The organism is Massilia sp. NP310 (assembly GCF_019443485.1).
GTDB classification, from domain to species: Bacteria; Pseudomonadota; Gammaproteobacteria; order Burkholderiales; family Burkholderiaceae_D; genus Telluria; species Telluria timonae.
In genome coordinates this window covers 4,393,929-4,411,870 of the sequence record NZ_CP080379.1, presented here as the reverse complement: position 1 = coordinate 4,411,870, position 17,942 = coordinate 4,393,929, and the positions used below count along the sequence as shown (strand labels likewise).

The following is a 17,942-nucleotide window of genomic DNA, read 5'->3' as shown; positions in this document are numbered from 1 at the left end:
ACGTTTCCAAACTTACCAAAACAATAACGGCACCAATGGAGACAAGATGGTCACACCCCGCAACCTGGCTGCAGCCTGCGCATGGCTGTGCGCCGCTGCTTTCGCGCCAGGCATCGCACTGGCCAACGCCGCCGCGCCCAAGGCGGAAGTCATCCATTGGTGGACCTCCGGCGGCGAATCGAGCGCCGTCAAGCAGGTCGCCCAGGCCTACCGCGCCGCCGGCGGCGTGTGGATCGACAGCGCCATTGCCGGCGGCGACCAGTCGCGCGCCGTCACCATCAACCGCATCATCGGCGGCAACCCGCCCACCGCCGCCCAGTTCAACACCTCCAAGCAGTTCACCGACGTCATCGAGCAGGACATGCTCAACAACGTCGACCTGGTCGCCAAGGCCCAGGACTGGGACCGCATCCTGCCCGAGCCGCTGATCGACGTGATCAAACACGACGGCCACTATTACGCGGTGCCGCTCAACATCCACATGCAGACCTGGATCTGGTACTCGAAGGCCGCCTTCCAGAAGGCCGGCATCGACAAGGAGCCGGCCAGCATCGACGAGCTGTTCGCCGCCCTGGATAAATTGAAGGCCGCCGGCCTGGTGCCGCTGGCCCACGGCGGCCAGTCATGGCAAGAGACCGTGCTGTTCTCCGCCCTGCTGGTCAATATCGGCGGCCGAGAGTTGTACCTGAAAGTGATCCGCGATCGCGACCAGGCCACGATCCTCTCACCGCAGTTTCGCAACGTGCTGCTCACCTTCAAGCGCATGAAGTCCTATGTCGATGCCGGTTCGCCGGGCCGCAACTGGAACGACGCCACCGCGATGCTCATCAGCGGTAAGGCCGGCTTCCAGGTGATGGGCGACTGGGCCAAGGGCGAGTTCACCAATGCCGGCCAGCTGCCCGGCCAGCACTATGGCTGCATCCCCGGGCTCAAGCCCGACACGCCCTACCTGATGCAGGGCGACGTCTTCGTCTTCCCGCGCACGAACAAGATGGAGGCGATCAAGGCCCAACAACTGCTGGCCAACGTCGTGTCGCAGCCCGAGCTGCAAGTCTCCTTCAGCAAGCTGAAAGGCTCGATCCCGGTGCGTCTTGATGCCGATGCGTCGCAGCTCGACCTGTGCGCGCAAAAGGGCATCGAGATCGTCAAGGACCGCAGCCGCCAGCTGGGCGTCACCGAGGTCTACCTGACCCCGGACCAGAACGGCGCCATGCAGGACATCCTCACCGCCTACTGGAACATGGACATCAAGGTGGATAAAGTCCAGCGCAGCATCGCCAACGCCCTCAAATACTGACGCCATGCTCGCCCAACGCCTCCACGTCCGCCTCACGCCTCACTTCGCCCTCCTGCCGATGGCGCTGGTGGTGCTGGGCGCCTACATCGGCGGCGCGCTGTGGACCTTGCGCACCTCGTTCACGGCCTCGCGCACCTTCCCGTCCGATACCTTCATCGGCGCGGCGCAGTACGTGCGCCTGTTCGACAACGAGCGCTGGCTGCTGTCCCTGCACAACCTCGCCGTCTACGGCGTCGCCTTCATCCTCGCCTGCATGGTGATCGGCTTCCTGCTGGCCGTCTTCATCGACCAGAACGTCAAGGGCGAAGGCCTGCTGCGCACCGTGTTCCTCTACCCGTATGCGATGTCCTTCATCGCCACCGGCCTCGTATGGCAATGGCTGCTGGCGCCCGGCAGCGGCATCGAAGGCGCCGTGCGCCGCATGGGTTTTGACGGCTTCTCGTTCGACTGGATCGTGCACCAGGACCTGGTGATCTACACCGTCGTCATCGCCACCGTGTGGCAAGCCTCGGGCCTGGTGATGGCGCTGATGCTGGCCGGCCTGCGCGGCATCGACCCCGAAATCTATAAAGCCGCGCGCCTGGACGGCATCCCGGCCTGGCGCGTGTACCTGCAGATCGTCCTGCCCATGCTCGGCCCGTCGGTCGCCACCGTGTTCCTGCTGCTGTCCACCGCGGTCGTGAAACTGTTCGACGCCGTGGTCGCGATGACCCAGGGTGGCCCCGGCATCGCCAGCGAAGTGCCGGCCAAGTTCATCATGGACCACCTGTTCCTGCGCTCGAACGTCGGCCTGGCCTCGGCGGGCGCGGTGACACTCCTGATCCCGGTGCTGGCCCTGCTGGCGCCCTACGCCTATGCCCGCAGCCGCCGCGCGCGCCTGAACGGAGGCCACGCGTGAGCCACCATTCGCTGCAGGCGATCGCGCCACCCATGTCCAGCCACCCTGCCCAAGCCGCGCGCCGCAGGCGCCTGTTCACGCCGGCGCGCCTGGGCGTCTACGCCTTCCTGTTCAGCGCCGCCCTGTTCTTTTTGCTGCCGCTGTACGTCATGATCATCACCTCGTTCAAGCCGATGGACGAGATCAGGACGGGCAATGTGTTCGCCCTGCCCGCTGCCGCCACGCTCGAGCCATGGCGCGCGGCCTGGGGCGCGGTCAGCCACGGCTTCTGGAATTCGGTGGCGATCGCCGTGCCCAGCACCGTGATCCCGATCCTGCTCGGCGCCGTCAACGGCTATGCGCTGTCGTTCTGGCGTCCGCGCGGCGCGAATGTGCTGTTCGGCGTGCTGCTGGCCGGCGCCTTCATTCCGGTGCAGGTCATGATTTATCCGCTGGTATGGATGATGGCGCATGCCGGCGTGTTCGGTTCGCTGCCGGCGATCGTGGTGGTGCACGTCATCTTCGGCATGCCGCTCATGACCCTCCTGTTCCGCAACTACTATGCCTCGGTGCCGCACGAGCTGTTCCAGGCCGCGCGCATCGACGGCGGCGGCTTCTGGCGCATCTTTATCCAGGTGATGCTGCCGATGTCGTTGCCGATCATCGTCGTGGCCGCGATCATGCAGGTCACCGGCGTCTGGAACGACTATATCCTGGGCCTGGTGTTCGCCGGTCGCGAGAACCTGCCGATGACGGTCCAGCTGAACAACGTGATCAACACCACCACCGGCACCCGCCTGTACAACGTCAACATGGCGGCGACCATCCTGACGGCCGCGGTGCCGCTGGCGATCTACTTCATCTCCGGACGCTGGTTCGTGCGCGGCATCGCCGCCGGCGCCGTGAAAGGATAACCCGGCATGTCGAACGTCCACCTGCGCAAACTGTGCATTACCCGCGGCAGCAACGAGATCATTCGTGATCTCGATTTGCAGATCGAGCCGGGCGAATTCCTCGTGCTGCTCGGCCCTTCGGGCTGCGGCAAGTCGACCCTGTTGCACAGCATCGCCGGCCTGATCGACCTGTCCGGCGGCGCGATCGAGATCGGCGGGCGCGACATGAGCTACGCCGACCCGAGCGAGCGCGGGATCGGCATGGTGTTCCAGTCGTATGCGCTGTATCCGACCATGACGGTCGAAAAGAACATGTCGTTCGGCCTCAAGATCGCCGGCACGCCGAAGGCGGAAGTGCAACGCCGCGTGCGCAAGACGGCCGAGATGCTGCAGCTCGACGCCCTGCTCGATCGCAAGCCGTCCCAACTCTCGGGCGGCCAGCGCCAGCGCGTGGCGATCGGGCGCGCGCTGGTGCGCGAAGCCGGCGTTTACCTGTTCGACGAACCGCTGTCGAACCTCGACGCCAAGCTGCGCGCCGAACTGCGCCGCGAACTCAAAATGCTGCACCAGACGCTCGGTTCGACCATGATCTACGTGACCCACGACCAGGCCGAGGCGATGACGCTCGCGACCCGTATCGTGGTGATGCAAGGCGGCCGCATCCAGCAGATCGGCACCCCGGCCGAGGTCTATGACACGCCCGCCAACCGCTTCGTGGCCGGCTTCCTCGGTTCGCCCTCGATGAATTTTATTGACGGCAGCGTCGATGCGCGGGGCCGCTTCAACGCCGGCGCAGTGACGTTGCCACTTACGGGTGGCGCGGCAGCCGGCGCCGTCACGCTGGCCGCGCGACCGGAACACATCCACGTCGACGACAACGGCCCTTTGAATGCGACGGTCACCCTGGTCGAACCGATGGGAAACCACCAGGTGGTGTGGCTCGACTGCGGCGGGCAGGCGCTGTCGTGCATCGAGCACGATGGACGGCCGCTGGCGTCCGGCCAGGCGGTGCGCTTCGCGATCGACACCGCCCGTGTTTCCTTGTTCGATCCTGAAAATGGTCAGCGTTTATGAAGGATGGGTGCCATCCGCACGCGGATGCAGTATGCTTGGCGGTTGTTTTGATCGACGTATTTATTGAATAGGGATCGCAGGTGGCGACAATCAAGGACGTAGCGCGGCTGGCTGGAGTAGGTCTCGGCACCGCCTCGCGCGTGGTCAGCGGCAAGGGTTCGGTATCGCCGGCCACGCTCGAACGCGTGCGCAAGGCGATCGACGAGCTGGGCTTCCGGCCTTCGCACGCAGCGCGCGCCCTGCTGTCCGGCACCAGCCGGATGGTCGGCGTCTACATCCCCGTGTTGTCCGGCACCTTTTACACGCCGATCCTGCAGATCATCGACACCGAGCTGCGCGCGGCAGGCCTGCACATGGTGGTCGCCTTCGGCGTCGGCCTGGGCGACGCGCGCAACCAGGCCATCGAAGGCATCGAGTTCCTGATCGAGCGCGGCTGCGACGGCCTGATCATGATGAGCAGCGCCCTGCTCGACGAAGACATCGCCGCCCTCGGCGGCAAGCGGCGCCTGATCGTCGCGCTGAACCACGACTTCAAGGACATCCCGGAGCAGTGCTTCACGGTCGACCATGCGCAAGGCGGCAGGCTGGCGGCGCAGACCCTGCTCGAGCACGGCCACCGCGACATCGCCGTCATCGCCGGCCCCAGCGCGCTGGTCGACAACGTGGCGCGTATCGATGGCTTCATGCTCGAATTGAAAGCCAACGGCGTCGACACCGACAAGGTGTGGCTGGTCGAAAGCGACTTCTCGCCGCAAGGCGGCTGGCATGCCGCCAAGGCCCTGGTCGAATCGAAGACGCCGTGCACCGCCCTGTTCTGCGCCAACGACGAGATGGCGGTCGGCGCCCTGTCCTACTTCCAGGAAGCCGGCATCAGCGTGCCGCGCGACCTGTCGGTGATCGGCTACGACGACACGCCGAGCGCGGAGTTCTCGGCGCCGCGCCTGACGTCGGTCCACATGCCGTGGCGCGAGATGACGCAGAACGGCATCAACGCCCTGCTCAACCGCTGCTATGACCTGAAACGCCCGGTGGCGCGCAGCTTCCCGGTGGGCGTGACCATGCGCGCGTCGCTGGCCAGGGTCGGCGGCGGCAAGGCGAAAAGCACCAAGAGCAAAACCGGGAGCAAAGGCAAAAGTAAAAGTGAGTGAGGCATGTTTGCCTCATCCACGGCCGCGTGCGGCCATTTTTTTGGCGCCAGACTGGAAAGCTTTCCAATGTGTTGGTAAGCTTTCCCAAAATTTAATCAGAACATATTCATTACCTGAAGCGAGACCATGACCACTGCCAACCGACCCGAGCCTTCCGCGCCGCAGCGCAGCGATTTCGCCCGCGATTTCCTGTGGGGTTGCGCCACCTCGTCCTACCAGATAGAAGGCGCCGGCCGTGAAGACGGCCGCGTGGAATCGATCTGGGACCGCTTCGCCGCCACGCCCGGCACGATCCGCGACGGTTCCAGCGGCATCGAAGCCTGCGACCACTACCACCGCTGGCCGGAAGACTTCGACATCGCGCGCGGCATGGGCCTGAACGCCTACCGCTTCTCGTTCGCCTGGCCGCGCATCTACACCGGCATCAAGGGCCAGCCGAACCAGAAGGGCCTGGACTTCTATTCGCGCCTGGTCGACGGCATGCTCGAACGCGGCCTGCAGCCATGGGCCACGCTGTACCACTGGGACCTGCCGCAGGCGCTGCAGGAAGCAGGCGGCTGGGAAAACCGCGCCACCATCGACGCCTTCCTCGAGTACACCGACGCCATGACGCGCACCTTGGGCGACAGGGTCAAGCACTGGATCACCCACAACGAGCCATGGTGCACGGCGATCATCGGCAACTTCGAAGGCTGGCATGCCCCAGGCAAGACCGACCTCAAGGCGGCGCTGCAGGTCGCGCACAATGTGCTGGTCTCGCACGGCAAGGCAGTGCCGCTGATCCGCGCCAACGTACCGGATGCGAAGGTAGGCATGGCGGTCAGCCTGCACCCGCTGCGCGCGGCCAGCGACAGCGAGGAAGACAAGGCGGCGATGGAACGCCACGACGGCCTGCGCTACCGCTGGTTCCTCGATCCGCTGTTCGGCCGCGGCTACCCTGAGGCCACGCGCGAACGGTTCGGCGCCGCGGCGCCCGACGTCGCGCCGGGCGACATGGAAGCGATCGCGGTCAAGACCGACTTCATGGGCGTGAACTACTACTTCCCCGAAGTGATCAAGCACGAGGCCGGCCACGCGCCACTCGACGCGAAAGTGCTGCCGACCACCAGCGGCGAGATCACCGCGATGGGCTGGCCGGTGTCGCCGGAAGGCTTCACCGAACTCCTCACCCGCATCGAGAACGACTACCACCCGGGCCCGATGTACGTCACCGAGAACGGTTCGGCCTTCGAGGATACCGTCGGCCCGGATGGCGAGATCGACGACGTCCAGCGCCGCCACTACCTGATGCGCCACCTGGCCGCCATGAAGGATGCGATCGACGGGGGCGCGCCGATCAAGGGCTACTTCGCCTGGAGCCTGCTCGATAACTTCGAATGGGCCGAAGGCTACCAGCGCCGCTTCGGCCTGGTGCACATCGATTACGCCACCCAGCAGCGCCGCCTGAAGAACAGCGGCAAATGGTATGGTTCCTTCCTGCGCCAGGAATGAACCTTCAACATCAACGAACAATAAAGCGAGACAACCCATGACCTTCAAGCTTCGTCCTTCCACGCTGGCCCTTTCCATCGCCCTGGCCCTGCCGGCTGTCTGCGGCGCCGCCGCTCCGGTCGACACCAGGTTGGCCGACTGGCCGCGCGTGACCAGCGCCATCAAGATGGACGACGCGATCGAGAAGCGGGTCAAGGAAATCGTCGGCAAGATGACGCTGGCGCAGAAGGTCGGCCAGATGACCCAGCCCGAGATCAAGACCACCAGGCCCGAGGACGTGACCAAGTACTACCTCGGCTCGGTCCTGAACGGCGGCGGCAGCTGGCCAAACAACAACAAGGCCGCCGATGCGAAAGAATGGCTGGCGCTGGCCCAGGCCTACCACGAGGCCTCGATGAAGACCGACATGGCGATCAAGGTGCCGGTGGTGTGGGGCACGGACGCGGTCCACGGCCACAATAACGTGCCGGGCGCCACCCTGTTCCCGCACAATATCGGCCTGGGCGCGGCGCGCAATCCGCAGCTGATGCGCGAGATCGGCGCCGCCACTGCCAGGGCGGTGCGCGCGACCGGCATCGCCTGGGTGTTCGGCCCGACCCTGGCCGTGGTGCGCGACGACCGCTGGGGCCGCACCTACGAAAGCTATGCCGAGCATCCTGAAGTCGTGCGCAGCTATGCCGGCGAATACGTCAAGGGCATGCAGGGCGTGTTCAAGGACGACGCCAACACCATCGCCACCGCCAAGCACTTCATCGGCGACGGCGGCACGAAGAACGGCAAGGATCGCGGCGTGACCGAGGCCCCGGAGCGCGACCTGATCAACATCCACGGCGCCGGCTACTTCCCGGCCCTGGAAGCGGGCGCCCAGACCGTGATGTCCTCGTTTAACAGCTGGACCGACACTGCCAGCGGCAAGGAATACGGCAAGCTCCATGGCAGCAAGTACGCGCTGACCGACATCCTCAAGGTCAAGATGGGCTTCGACGGCTTCGTCGTCACCGACTGGAACGGCATCGGCGAAGTGAAAGGCTGCCGCAACGACAGCTGCGCCCAGGCGATCAACGCCGGCAACGACATGATCATGGTGCCGGACGACTGGAAGGCCTTCATCGCCAACACCATCAAGCAGGTGGAAGCCGGCGAGATCCCGATGTCGCGCATCGACGACGCCGTCTCGCGCATCATCCGCGTCAAGCTGCGCGCCGGCCTGTTCGACAAGAGCCCGATGCAGAACGCCCATGCCGGCAAGGACGACGCGATGCAGGCGCGCGCCTTGGCGCGCCAGGCGGTGCGCGAATCGCTGGTGCTGCTCAAGAACGAAGGCCCTGCCCTGCCCCTGAAGCGCGGCCAGAAGATCCTGGTGGTGGGCAAGAGCGCCGACGAGCTGTCGAACCAGAGCGGCGGCTGGTCGATCACCTGGCAGGGCACCGCCACCACCAATGCCGATTTTAAAAATGCCGACACCATCCTGACCGGCATCCGTGAAGCGGCCGGCAAGGACAACGTCACCTTCAGCCTGGATGCGAAAGGCGTCGACGTGTCGAAGTTCGACGTCGTGATCGCCGTCATCGGCGAGCGTCCGTATGCCGAAGGCGACGGCGACATCCATCCATCGGGCACCCTGCGCCACAGCAGCCGCTATCCGGAAGATCTCGCCGTGCTCAAGGCCGTCGGCGGCAAGGGCAAGCCGGTGGTCACCGTCATGGTCACCGGCCGTCCGGTGTTCGCCAACGACTTGCTGAATCTGTCGGACACCTTCATCTCGGCCTGGCTGCCGGGCTCCGAGGGCAAGGGCGTGTCGGACCTGCTGATCGAAGGCCAGCAGCGCCATGACTTCCGCGGCGTGCTGCCGTTCTCGTGGCCAAAGTCGGCCTGCCAGATCAAGCTGAACGTCGGCGACAAGGATTACGCGCCGCTGTTCGCCTATGGTTATGGCTTGAAGGTCGCCACCCGCTCCAAACTGGGCAAGCTGGATGAAAGCTATCCGCAAGGCGGCTGCAGCGCCGGCAACACCTTCCCGGTGTTCAGCCAGGCCGACCGCCTGAGCTATCCGCTGGCGATCCGCTCCGGCCAGCAAACCACCGTGCTCGGCGCCGACCTGAACGCCAGCTTCAAGCTGCCGAACATCACCGTCACCACCGCCCAGGTCAACACCCAGCAGGACGCCAAGCTGGGCGCCTGGACCGGACCGGCCACGCTGGAAGCGCGCGGCGCACGCGCCATTGTGCTGCCCGCGGCGGCGGTCAAGGATGGCGCGCTGCGCTTCGACACCATCGTCGCCAAGGCCCCGGCCGGCAAGGTGACGATCTCGATGCGCCAGGGTTCGACCAGCGTCGACCTGGATGCGACCGCCCTGTTCAAGCGCCTGGCCGTCGGCGCCAAGAACACCGTCGCAATTCCGCTGTCGTGCTTCCAGGCCAAGGGGCTCGACCTGGCCAGGGTCGATACGCCGTTCGCCGTCACCAGCGACGCCGCATTCTCGGCGGCCTTCGCCAATATCGAGATCGCCGGCGGCGCGGCGAAGGAAGCAGGCGCCGTGCAGTGCGGCGAACTGAAATGACGCGAAAGGTCGCGACTGAGCTGCGGCTGCTGGCCGACGTCGGCGGCACCAATGCGCGTTTCGCCCTGCAGTCGGCGCCGGGCGCGGGGTTCGACGACGTCGAGGTGCTGGCGGCCGCCGGCTACCCGACCCTGGGCGCGGCGATGCGCGCCTACCTGGCCAACGCGCGCGCCCGCGGGCTGGCGGTCGACACCGTCCGCCATGCGGCGGTCGCGATCGCCAATCCGGTCGAGGGCGACGAGATCAGGATGACCAATCACCACTGGAGCTTCTCGATCGAGGCCTTGCGCCTGGAGCTGGGTTTGACGACGCTCCTGATGGTGAACGACTTCGCCGCGCTGGCGATGTCGCTGCCGCACCTGGCGCAGGACGGCCGCCGGCAGGTCGGCGGCGGCATCGAGCTGCCGAACCGGACGATCGGCCTGATCGGCCCCGGCACCGGCCTGGGCGTCTCGGGCGTGGTGCCGGCGGGCGAGCGCTGGATCCCGCTGTCCGGCGAAGGAGGCCACGTCAGCTTCGCGCCGGTCAACCGCGACGAGGTGGCGATCCTGGAAGCGCTGTGGGGAGAATACGGCCACGTGTCGGCCGAGCGCCTGCTGTCGGGCATGGGCATGGAGCTGATCCACTGGGCCCGCACCGGCAGGCGTCTCAAGGCGGCCGACATCAGCGCGGCGGCGCTGGATGGGTCATCAAACGATTGCCGCGGCTCGGTCGACGTGTTCTGCGCCATCCTGGGCAGCGTGGCCGGCAATGTCGCGCTGACCCTCGGCGCGACCGGCGGCATGTATATCGGCGGCGGCATCGTGCCGCGCCTGGGCCCCGTCTTCGAACAATCGGCGTTCCGCGCGCGCTTCGAAGACAAGGGGCGCCTCGGCGACTATCTGTCGCGTATCCCGACCTACCTGATCACCGAACAGTATCCCGCTTTGCGCGGGGTTTCGGCTATGCTGTCGGATCACGTCCTTACTCTGCAATAAAACGGAGACTCCATGCAGAACCCAATCCAGAACCCCACCGTGGCCAGCGCGGCCGTGGATGGGGAACACAACCAGCACACCGGTGCGCTGGTCATCGTCACCATCCTGTTCTTCATGTGGGGACTCATCACCTCGCTGAACGACGTCCTGATCCCGCACCTGAAGTCGATCTACACCCTCACCTACATGCAGGCGATGCTGGTGCAGTTCTGCTTCTTCGGCGCCTATTTCATCGTCTCGCTGCCGGCCGGCGCGCTGATCCGACGCCTGGGCTACCAGAACGGCGCGGTCACCGGCCTGATGATCGCGGCCGCAGGCTGCGCCCTGTTCTACCCGGCCTCGAACGGCGGCTACGGCATGTTCCTGTTCGCGCTGTTCGTGCTGGCCAGCGGCATCACCATCCTGCAGGTGGCGGCCAATCCCTACGTCACCGCGCTGGGACCGGCGCGCACCGCGGCCAGCCGCCTGACCCTGACGCAAGCCTTCAACTCGCTCGGCACCACGGTGGCGCCGGCGCTGGGCGGCATCCTGATCCTGTCGACCGTGGTGCTCTCGGCCGACCAGCTGGCCCTGCTGCCGGCGGCCGAGCAGGCCGCGCACAAGGCCGCCGAAGCCGCCGCCGTGCAAGGCCCTTACCTGGGTCTTGCCGCCGCGCTGGCGCTGCTGGCGGTGCTGTTCGCGATGGCGCGCCTGCCGAAGATCGCCTTCGACGACACCACCGCGGCGGTCGACGCCAAGGGCGGCGCGATGTCGTATCGCCACCTGGTGCTGGGCGCGCTGGGCATCTTCCTGTACGTCGGCGCCGAGGTGAGCATCGGCAGCTTCCTGATCAACTTCATCGGCGAGCCGCACATCGCCGGCCTGTCGCACGCCGACGCGGCGCGCTACGTCAGCATGTACTGGGGCGGCGCCCTGGTCGGCCGCTTCATCGGCTTCGCCGTGATGCGCTATGTGAGCCCGGGCAAATCGCTGGCGGTCACCGCGCTCGGTTCGATCGCGCTGGTCCTGACCGCGACCTTCACCGAAGGCAGCCTGGCGATGTGGGCGATCGTGGCGGTGGGCCTGTGCAACTCGATCATGTTCCCGACCATCTTCAGCATGGCGCTGCACGGCTTGGGCAAGTTCACCGGCCAGGGCTCGGGCATCCTGTGCATGGCCATCGTCGGCGGCGCCGTGGTGCCGTTCGTGCAGGGCATCCTGGCCGACACCATCGGTCTGCAGATCTCCTTCCTGGTGCCGGCGGCCTGCTACCTGTTCATCATGTATTACGGCGTGAAGTACGCCAACCTGCACAAGCAGAAGATCGCGGCCGAATAAACCGCGCCAGCATCAGGCAAAAGGCCCGCAGGATCTGCGGGCCTTTTTTATCAGCGGTTCAGCCGCTTGAGCAGCTGCGCGCGCACCATGCGCGAGGCGTTGTCGTCGAACGGCGCCAGCAGGCCGCGCGCGGCCGGCGGGATGTGGGCCGCGGTGTCGGCATCGGCCTCGAACACGTAGTGGCGGAACAGCTCGGCCCAGGCCGCGCGCTGCGCGGGCGGCAGGTCGCGCACCGTCATCAGGGCGTGCATCAGGGCGTTGTTGGGCGTGTCCATCCAGTCCGGCGACTGGCGCCACCAGTAGTTCACCAGCACGTTGAAGCCATCCAGCGCCTCGACGTGGTGCCACCACATGCTGGGCACGAAGATCGCGTCGCCTGGCTCCATGTCGGCCACCTGGGCGTGTTCCAGCGCCTGGGCGAAGCGCGGAAAGCGCGCGAGATCAGGATGCTTGAAGTCCACCAGGCTGATGGGCTGGCCGGCCGGGGTCAGGTCGATCGGGCCGACGTAGAGATTGCGTTGCTGGCCCGGCGGGAACAAGGTGAAGCGGCGGCGCCCGGCGCCGATGCAGGCCAGGTTGTCGGGCAGGTCGTAGTGGGCCGAGATGCGCGTGCGGTTGCCGATCCAGATGCTGGCCAACGGATCGCGCGGGCCCAGGTCGACGTCGTTCTCGCCCCTGAAACCCGGCAGCGCGCCGTCGATCGTGGTGGAGCCGACGTAGATGGCCGGCGGCGTTGGATTGGCCAGGTGCTTTTCCAGTTCGTCCAGCACGGCGTCGAGCCGCACCCGCATGGACTGGAAATTGAAGCCGTCCAGCGCCTCGTTGTAGAAGAAGCGGCCGTCGATCTCGGGCGCGCCGAGCATGGCGTTGACGGTGGCGTCGACGTACCAGCGGCGCAGGTAGGCGATGGCGGCCTGCGGCGACGTGCGCGCGGCGGCCACCGCCGGCCAGTCGGCCACCAGGCCGCGCAAGAGCAGCGGCTCGGTGGATGCGAGGATGGCGGGGCCGAGGTCGGCGGGCCGCAGCCCGGTGAGCTCGCGGACCGGCTTAGCGGCCGGCGCCATCGCGCGCGTTCCTGCGGTTCTTGCGGTCGATCAGGTCGCGGAAATGCGATAACGACGCCAGCGCGAAGTAGATGGGGGCCAGGTGGCCGGCCGCGTGCAGCTCGGCGATGGCGGCGCCGTCCAACGCGCCCAGGCGTTCCTCGTGGATGGTGAAGAAGCCGCTCATGCGGGCTTTTTCACCGTTGTCGAATTCGATGTCGAGCACAAAGGCATCGAGCAGCTCGTAACGCTTGAGGGCCTCGAGGAAGCCCGCGTTGGCCTGCACGCCGTTGTGGATGTTCGACAGCGTCTGGCTCATCTTCTCGAGCAAGTCGGTATTGCCGCCATGCGGCTTGAACACCGGTTCGCCCTCGGTCGTGCTGACGCGCGGGTGATCCAGGTCGACCTGGATCATCAGTTCGTCGCCGTTGCGGCCGATGTAGAACGGCAGGCGCTCGTGCAGCCACGGCACCAGCGGCGCATCCCAGCGGCCGTCCTCGAGGAACAGGTTCTCGTCTTGCTGGAAGCCGAGCAGCGCGATCGCCTCGTAGTTGGCGCCGTCGTCCAGCTGGCGGAAGATGATCGGATAGTGCGCCTGCAGCGAGCGGAATTCGTCGGCGAAGGTCGGCACCCAGGCGACTTCGCTGCCCAGGCCGGGGCGGTGGCCGTGGATGATGCGCAGGTCCTTGTGCTCGATATTGTTCAGCAGGGCGATGTTGGGCATGGATGTCTCGTTATCTTGTAGTGGGTGTCAGTGAAACGACAACGGCGGGCCGGCTGTTGCCGACCCGCCGTCAATACCGTCATCCGGGAAGTCTACTCCCGAACGACGGCACAGACAAAGCCCGATCAGAACTTGTAGCGTGCGGCCAGCATGTAGCGCGGGCCCGACTGCGTCACGAACAGCACCTGGTTCTTGGTGCGGCCGTGGATGCGCTGGATCTCGTCGGTCAGGTTGATGCCTTCGAACGACAGCGACAGGTTGTCGTTCACGTTGTAGCCGACGCTCACGTCCAGCTGGCCGTATTTCTCGACGTAGTTCGGGTTCGGGCCCTGGCCGTCGAAGGTCGACGACAGGAACTCGTCGCGCCAGTTGTAGGCCACGCGCGCATTCCACTTGTCGTTCTCGAAGATGCCCACCAGGTTGGCCGAGTCGCCCAGGCCGACCAGCGCGAACTGCTCGCCCTTGCTGGCGTTGTCGTACTTCAGGCCCGAGTTCACGTAGGTGTAGTTGGCCTGGATGCCGAAGCCGCTGTTGCCGAACATGTGCTGGAGGTTGAATTCCAGGCCGCGGATGCGCGCCTTCTGCTGGTTCGAGTACGAGGTGATGCGGAAGTCCGCGATCGGATCGGTGCCGATGGCCGTGATGGTGCCGGTGGCGTCGCCCGAGGCGTTGTCCGGACCCGCGACCACGCCCGGCTGGCCGTTGAAGTTGCGGAAGATGTAGTTGCGGATGCAAGTGGTGTCCGCGGTCGTGCAGCCGTTGGCCAGCGCCGCGTTCCAGTAGGCGCCCCCGACCGGGGTGCGCACGCCGAACGGCTGGGCGATGATCTGCGACTGCCCGGCGTAGTTGTCCAGGTGCTTGCGGAAGTGATTGACCGAGAAGAAGCTCTGGCGGGCGTAGTACCACTCGATGGCCAGGTCGATGTTCTTCGACTTGACCGGCTCCAGCGCCGGATTGCCCTGCGAACCGGTGCCGCCTTCGACGCGCGCCAGGGTGTCGAGCACCTGGCCGCCGGCGATCTGGTCGTAGCGCGGACGGCCGATGGTTTCGCCGTAGCTGAAGCGGCCCTTCAGGTCGGGACGGAAGGAGATGTCGGCGTCGAACGTCGGCAGCACGTGGTTGTACTTGCCGGTCAGCGTGGTGAAGCCCGATTCGCCGAACACCACCGGCAGTTCGTTCTGCGACACCCAGCTGATCGCGACCGGGGTCGGCACCAGCGCGGTCGAGCTGACGTCGGTCTTCTCGTAGCGCACGCCGACCGAGGTGTTGATCGGGTAGCGGGTGTCCCACTCGGTGTTGAACTGCAGGTACAGGCTCTTCGACTTTTCCTCGGTGCGGCGGTCGGTGTCGTAGGTGGTCTTCGGCAGGTACAGGTGCGGCAGGCCCGAGGCTTGCGCCACGATGTCGCGGATCTGGCCGAAGTTGAAGGTGTGGAAGCGGTTGAACAGGTTCGGGTTGCCGCTGCCGTCGATCTGGTCGAAGTATTTGGACAGGCTGTCCGGCGTGAACAGGCTGGCCGGGTAGTCCGAGGCCTGGGTGGCGCCGCCCCAGGTGTCGCGCTGCTGCACCGAGAACGCCGAGCGGTACTTGACCTTGGTGGCGCCGACGCCGAACTTGAACTCGGACGCTTCCATCACCTTCCAGCTGCCGTGGGTCTGGATTTGGTCGACTTCGGTCTTCATGTAGCCGTTCTCGAACACCGAGCCGGTCACCTGCTGCGGCGAGCGCAGGAAGTCGGCGCCGTCGATGGAGAGGACCGGGAAGTCCTGCGAGAAGTCGGCGGTGGTGTTGCCGCGGCTGAAGCTGGCGGTGCCGATCACGTTGCTCGAACCCCATGGGCTGTCTGGAGTCGATTCGGCCGACGAGCTGTGGGCGTCGAGTTCCAGGCGGAGGTCGGGGTTGACGCGCCAGACGGTGTTGAAGCCCAGCGACTTGTTCTCGCTCCTGGTCGCGAAGTCCGAGGCGCCCATGGCGATGTCGCTGTTACCGGCCGGGATCAACTCGGTGTACACCAGCGGCGAGGCGATCGGACCGTCGGTCCAGCTGCTCGACGACGGGCCGAAGTTGAACCAGGCCGACATGTCGTTGCGGCGGGTGTGGATCTTGTTTTCCGAGTAGGTGTAGTCGAGGGTCGAGGTGATCGACTTGTTCGGCGCGAACTGGAACACCACCTGGCCGTTGGTGCGCTCGCGCTGCACGCCGGAGAGGTTGTAGTTCAGGTTTTGCGGAACCTGGTACTGGTCGTTCGGGCCGGGACGGTTGGTGATCAGTTCCGAGCCCGGGGTGCCCGGCTGCGGGATCGTGCCCCAGGTGTTCTCGTCGCCGCGGAACGGGCCTTTCCAGCCATTCGGCACCGAGGCGCGGTTGTAGCCCAGGTTGCGCTCCTGGTAGCTGGCCGACAGGCCGATGCCGAAGCGGCCGTCGGCCGAGGTGTTCGAATAGATGCCCGACACTTCAGGGGTGACCTTGTTGCCGTGCTGGAGGCCATCCGGCAGGTTGGTGGCCGAGGTGTCGTGCACGCCCTTGATGCCGATGCTGGCCTGCATGCCCGGACGCGACAGCGGACGCGCGGTGATCACGTTGATGGTCGCGCCGACGCCGCCGGTCGGGGTCTCGGCGCGGCTCGATTTGTAGACCTGCAGCTGCGAGATCGCTTCCGAGGCGATGTTGGCGAAGTCGAAGGCGCGGCCGTTGCGGTCGCCCAGGTTCGAGACCGGCATCTGGCGGCCGTTGAGCAGCACCAGGTTGAAGTCGGGGCCCACGCCGCGCACGGTGATCTTCGAGCCTTCGCCGATTTCGCGGTCGATCGACACGCCCGAGATGCGCTGCAGCGATTCGGCCAGGTTCGTGTCGGGGAATTTGCCGATGTCTTCGGCGACGATGCCGTCGACGAAGCCCTGCGCATTGCGCTTGAGGTTCATCGACGATTCGAGACTGGCGCGCAGGCCGGTCACGACGACGGTCTGGGTGCCCGGCTGCGCCGGGCCGGTGATCGAGCCGGTGGGGTTGCTGGCGGGATCAAGTGCCTGGTTCGGGGCGCTGGTCGCGGTCTCGGCCGGCGCGGTCGCCTGGTCCTGCGCGAATGCCGGGATGAATGCCGAACATGCGCTGGCAACTGCCAGGCTGATCAGAGTCTGTTTCGCCTTCGGGTAGTACATGTCTTCTCCTGTTTTTTTATAAATATGACCGTCGCCTAGCTACGGTGTCTCCGCCAAATCGGACGCACTGCGGCATGCGTCGTGTTTTTCGCTACTCGCTGCTGATCCATCCTTGCCTGGTCACCTCCCGACCAGGAAGACCTGCGGCGCGCCAAGCGGCGCAACGAGGCCTCCGGCTGGTGCCGGTGGCCTCGTTGCGTGGATTGCCCGGTGCGCGTCGCGCTGTTTCATGTGTCCTCGGCTCCTTGGCCTTGTCGACCATTTGGGGAACGAAGCTGCCTGGTTCGAGACATGGAAACGTTTCCATGAAGTTGACTGAATATTAGGGTTAGGAAAAAAAATTGTCAACCGAATATCCAAGGGGGTATGACGTAGTTTTGCAACACTTTGGTGCAGCCCTGGAGTGAGCGCCTGTTACCGAACGAAGGCGCGTCCTGTCGTTTCCCTCGTTGACACCGATTTTTCGGCGATGCTATAGTCGGGTTGACGTTATGGTAACGTTTCCAAATTGGAGCATGGATGCACCACTTTCTTGCCCGTCGCGCGGGCCGCGCCATCGTCCGGACCGCCCTGCTCGCGGCCGGCGTTACCTTCGTCGTTACCAGCCCGGCGCATGCGCAGGATGCCGCCTTTGCCTGGCCCGGCGGCGCGCGGGCCGCGGTCAGCCTGGCGTATGACGACGCCCTCGATTCCCAGCTCGACAACGCGATCCCGACGCTCGACCGCCACGGCATCAAGGGCACGTTCTTCCTGCAGCTGTCCAGCGAGCCGGTGGCCAGGCGCATGGAGGACTGGCGCGCCGCGGCCAGGGGCGGCCATGAACTGGGCAACCACAGCCTGTTCCATCAATGTTCCGGCGCGGGGCCGGACCGCGCCTGGGTCGCGCCGCAGCGCGACCTGGACACCACCACGCGCGAGCAGATGCAAGACCAGGTCCTGCTCGCCAACACGTTCCTGAACGCGATCGACGGCCGCCGCGAGCGCACCTATACCGCCCCCTGCTTCGACGTGCAGGCCCTCGGCGGCGACTACCTGCCGGCGCTGCACGCGCGCTTCGTGGCGATCAAGGCCGGCAATGGTCCCGGCGTGCCGGCCTCGATGGCGGCGGTCGATCCCTACCGGGTGGCCTCGATCGCGCCTGTGGGCGCGAGCGGCGCCGAACTGATTGCGCAGGTCAAGCAGGCGCGCGAACGCGGCACCATGATCGCGTTCACCTTCCACGGCATCGGCGGCGACCACTTGAGCGTGTCATCGCAGGCGCACGAGGAGCTGGTCCGCTTCCTCGCCGCGCATCGCCAGGAGTACTGGACCGACACCTTCCTCAACATCATGAAGCACGTCAGGCAGCAGCGGGCGGCGACGCCCGCGGCGCGATGACGTCGC

At 66.0% G+C, this 17,942-nt stretch carries 13 protein-coding genes; 10 read left to right on the top strand and 3 right to left on the bottom strand.

The window, feature by feature from the left end; genetic code table 11:
• The first annotated feature begins 46 nt into the window (after positions 1-46).
• The 9 genes from KY496_RS19360 (at position 47) to KY496_RS19325 (ending at position 11,634) form a co-directional block, all read left to right on the top strand.
• A complete protein-coding gene (locus KY496_RS19360; RefSeq protein WP_219862015.1) occupies positions 47-1,297 on the top strand; it encodes an ABC transporter substrate-binding protein in 1,251 nt (416 codons plus the stop codon).
• Between the two features lie 4 nt (positions 1,298-1,301).
• Positions 1,302-2,195: a carbohydrate ABC transporter permease gene (locus KY496_RS19355; RefSeq protein WP_005663778.1), complete on the top strand. Its 894-nt coding sequence runs from the start codon at positions 1,302-1,304 to the stop codon at positions 2,193-2,195.
• A 32-nt stretch (positions 2,196-2,227) separates the two neighbouring features.
• Complete coding sequence (locus KY496_RS27175; RefSeq protein WP_051205051.1) at positions 2,228-3,088, top strand: carbohydrate ABC transporter permease; 861 nt, start codon at positions 2,228-2,230, stop codon at positions 3,086-3,088.
• A 6-nt stretch (positions 3,089-3,094) separates the two neighbouring features.
• Complete coding sequence (locus tag KY496_RS27170) at positions 3,095-4,141, top strand: ABC transporter ATP-binding protein (RefSeq protein ID WP_005663781.1); 1,047 nt, start codon at positions 3,095-3,097, stop codon at positions 4,139-4,141.
• A gap of 80 nt (positions 4,142-4,221) precedes the next feature.
• Entirely contained in the window at positions 4,222-5,289 is a 1,068-nt protein-coding gene (locus KY496_RS19345; RefSeq protein ID WP_005663783.1) for a LacI family DNA-binding transcriptional regulator, read from the top strand.
• 126 nt (positions 5,290-5,415) lie between these two features.
• Positions 5,416-6,780 carry a GH1 family beta-glucosidase gene (locus tag KY496_RS19340; protein WP_005663785.1) on the top strand — a complete coding sequence of 455 codons (1,365 nt, stop codon included), beginning with the start codon at positions 5,416-5,418 and terminating at the stop codon, positions 6,778-6,780.
• Positions 6,781-6,817: 37 nt separating this feature from the next.
• Positions 6,818-9,340, top strand: a complete 2,523-nt coding sequence (locus tag KY496_RS19335; protein ID WP_184238460.1) for a glycoside hydrolase family 3 protein — start codon at positions 6,818-6,820, stop codon at positions 9,338-9,340.
• A complete protein-coding gene (locus KY496_RS19330; RefSeq protein WP_005663789.1) occupies positions 9,337-10,317 on the top strand; it encodes a glucokinase in 981 nt (326 codons plus the stop codon). Before KY496_RS19335 ends, KY496_RS19330 begins: the two co-directional genes overlap by 4 nt.
• A 12-nt stretch (positions 10,318-10,329) precedes the next feature.
• Positions 10,330-11,634 (top strand): sugar MFS transporter, encoded by a 1,305-nt coding sequence (locus KY496_RS19325; protein WP_005663791.1) that lies wholly within the window; start codon positions 10,330-10,332, stop codon positions 11,632-11,634.
• A gap of 50 nt (positions 11,635-11,684) precedes the next feature.
• Here KY496_RS19325 and KY496_RS19320 read toward each other — a convergent pair whose 3' ends face one another.
• The 3 genes from KY496_RS19320 to KY496_RS19310 form a co-directional block, all read right to left on the bottom strand.
• Positions 11,685-12,698 (bottom strand): cupin-like domain-containing protein, encoded by a 1,014-nt coding sequence (locus KY496_RS19320; protein ID WP_219862014.1) that lies wholly within the window; start codon positions 12,696-12,698, stop codon positions 11,685-11,687.
• Positions 12,682-13,401, bottom strand: a complete 720-nt coding sequence (locus KY496_RS19315) for a SapC family protein (RefSeq protein ID WP_005663795.1) — start codon at positions 13,399-13,401, stop codon at positions 12,682-12,684. The genes KY496_RS19320 and KY496_RS19315 overlap by 17 nt, the downstream gene beginning before the upstream one ends.
• A gap of 125 nt (positions 13,402-13,526) precedes the next feature.
• A complete protein-coding gene (locus tag KY496_RS19310; RefSeq protein WP_219862012.1) occupies positions 13,527-16,559 on the bottom strand; it encodes a TonB-dependent receptor in 3,033 nt (1,010 codons plus the stop codon).
• Positions 16,560-17,078: 519 nt separating this feature from the next.
• Between KY496_RS19310 and KY496_RS19305 the strand changes: the two genes are divergently transcribed.
• Positions 17,079-17,936 (top strand): polysaccharide deacetylase family protein, encoded by an 858-nt coding sequence (locus KY496_RS19305; RefSeq protein ID WP_219862010.1) that lies wholly within the window; start codon positions 17,079-17,081, stop codon positions 17,934-17,936.
• Positions 17,937-17,942 lie beyond the last annotated feature (6 nt).

Coding starts and splice junctions, on each gene's coding strand:
- KY496_RS19330 (WP_005663789.1), top strand. CDS start 9,337: ATGACGCGAAAGGTCGCGACTGAGCTGCGGCTGCTGGCCGACGTCGGC.
- KY496_RS19310 (WP_219862012.1), bottom strand. CDS start 16,559: ATGTACTACCCGAAGGCGAAACAGACTCTGATCAGCCTGGCAGTTGCC.
- KY496_RS19315 (WP_005663795.1), bottom strand. CDS start 13,401: ATGCCCAACATCGCCCTGCTGAACAATATCGAGCACAAGGACCTGCGC.
- KY496_RS19335 (WP_184238460.1), top strand. CDS start 6,818: ATGACCTTCAAGCTTCGTCCTTCCACGCTGGCCCTTTCCATCGCCCTG.
- KY496_RS19305 (WP_219862010.1), top strand. CDS start 17,079: ATGCACCACTTTCTTGCCCGTCGCGCGGGCCGCGCCATCGTCCGGACC.
- KY496_RS19325 (WP_005663791.1), top strand. CDS start 10,330: ATGCAGAACCCAATCCAGAACCCCACCGTGGCCAGCGCGGCCGTGGAT.
- KY496_RS19340 (WP_005663785.1), top strand. CDS start 5,416: ATGACCACTGCCAACCGACCCGAGCCTTCCGCGCCGCAGCGCAGCGAT.
- KY496_RS27175 (WP_051205051.1), top strand. CDS start 2,228: ATGTCCAGCCACCCTGCCCAAGCCGCGCGCCGCAGGCGCCTGTTCACG.
- KY496_RS19360 (WP_219862015.1), top strand. CDS start 47: ATGGTCACACCCCGCAACCTGGCTGCAGCCTGCGCATGGCTGTGCGCC.
- KY496_RS19355 (WP_005663778.1), top strand. CDS start 1,302: ATGCTCGCCCAACGCCTCCACGTCCGCCTCACGCCTCACTTCGCCCTC.
- KY496_RS27170 (WP_005663781.1), top strand. CDS start 3,095: ATGTCGAACGTCCACCTGCGCAAACTGTGCATTACCCGCGGCAGCAAC.
- KY496_RS19320 (WP_219862014.1), bottom strand. CDS start 12,698: ATGGCGCCGGCCGCTAAGCCGGTCCGCGAGCTCACCGGGCTGCGGCCC.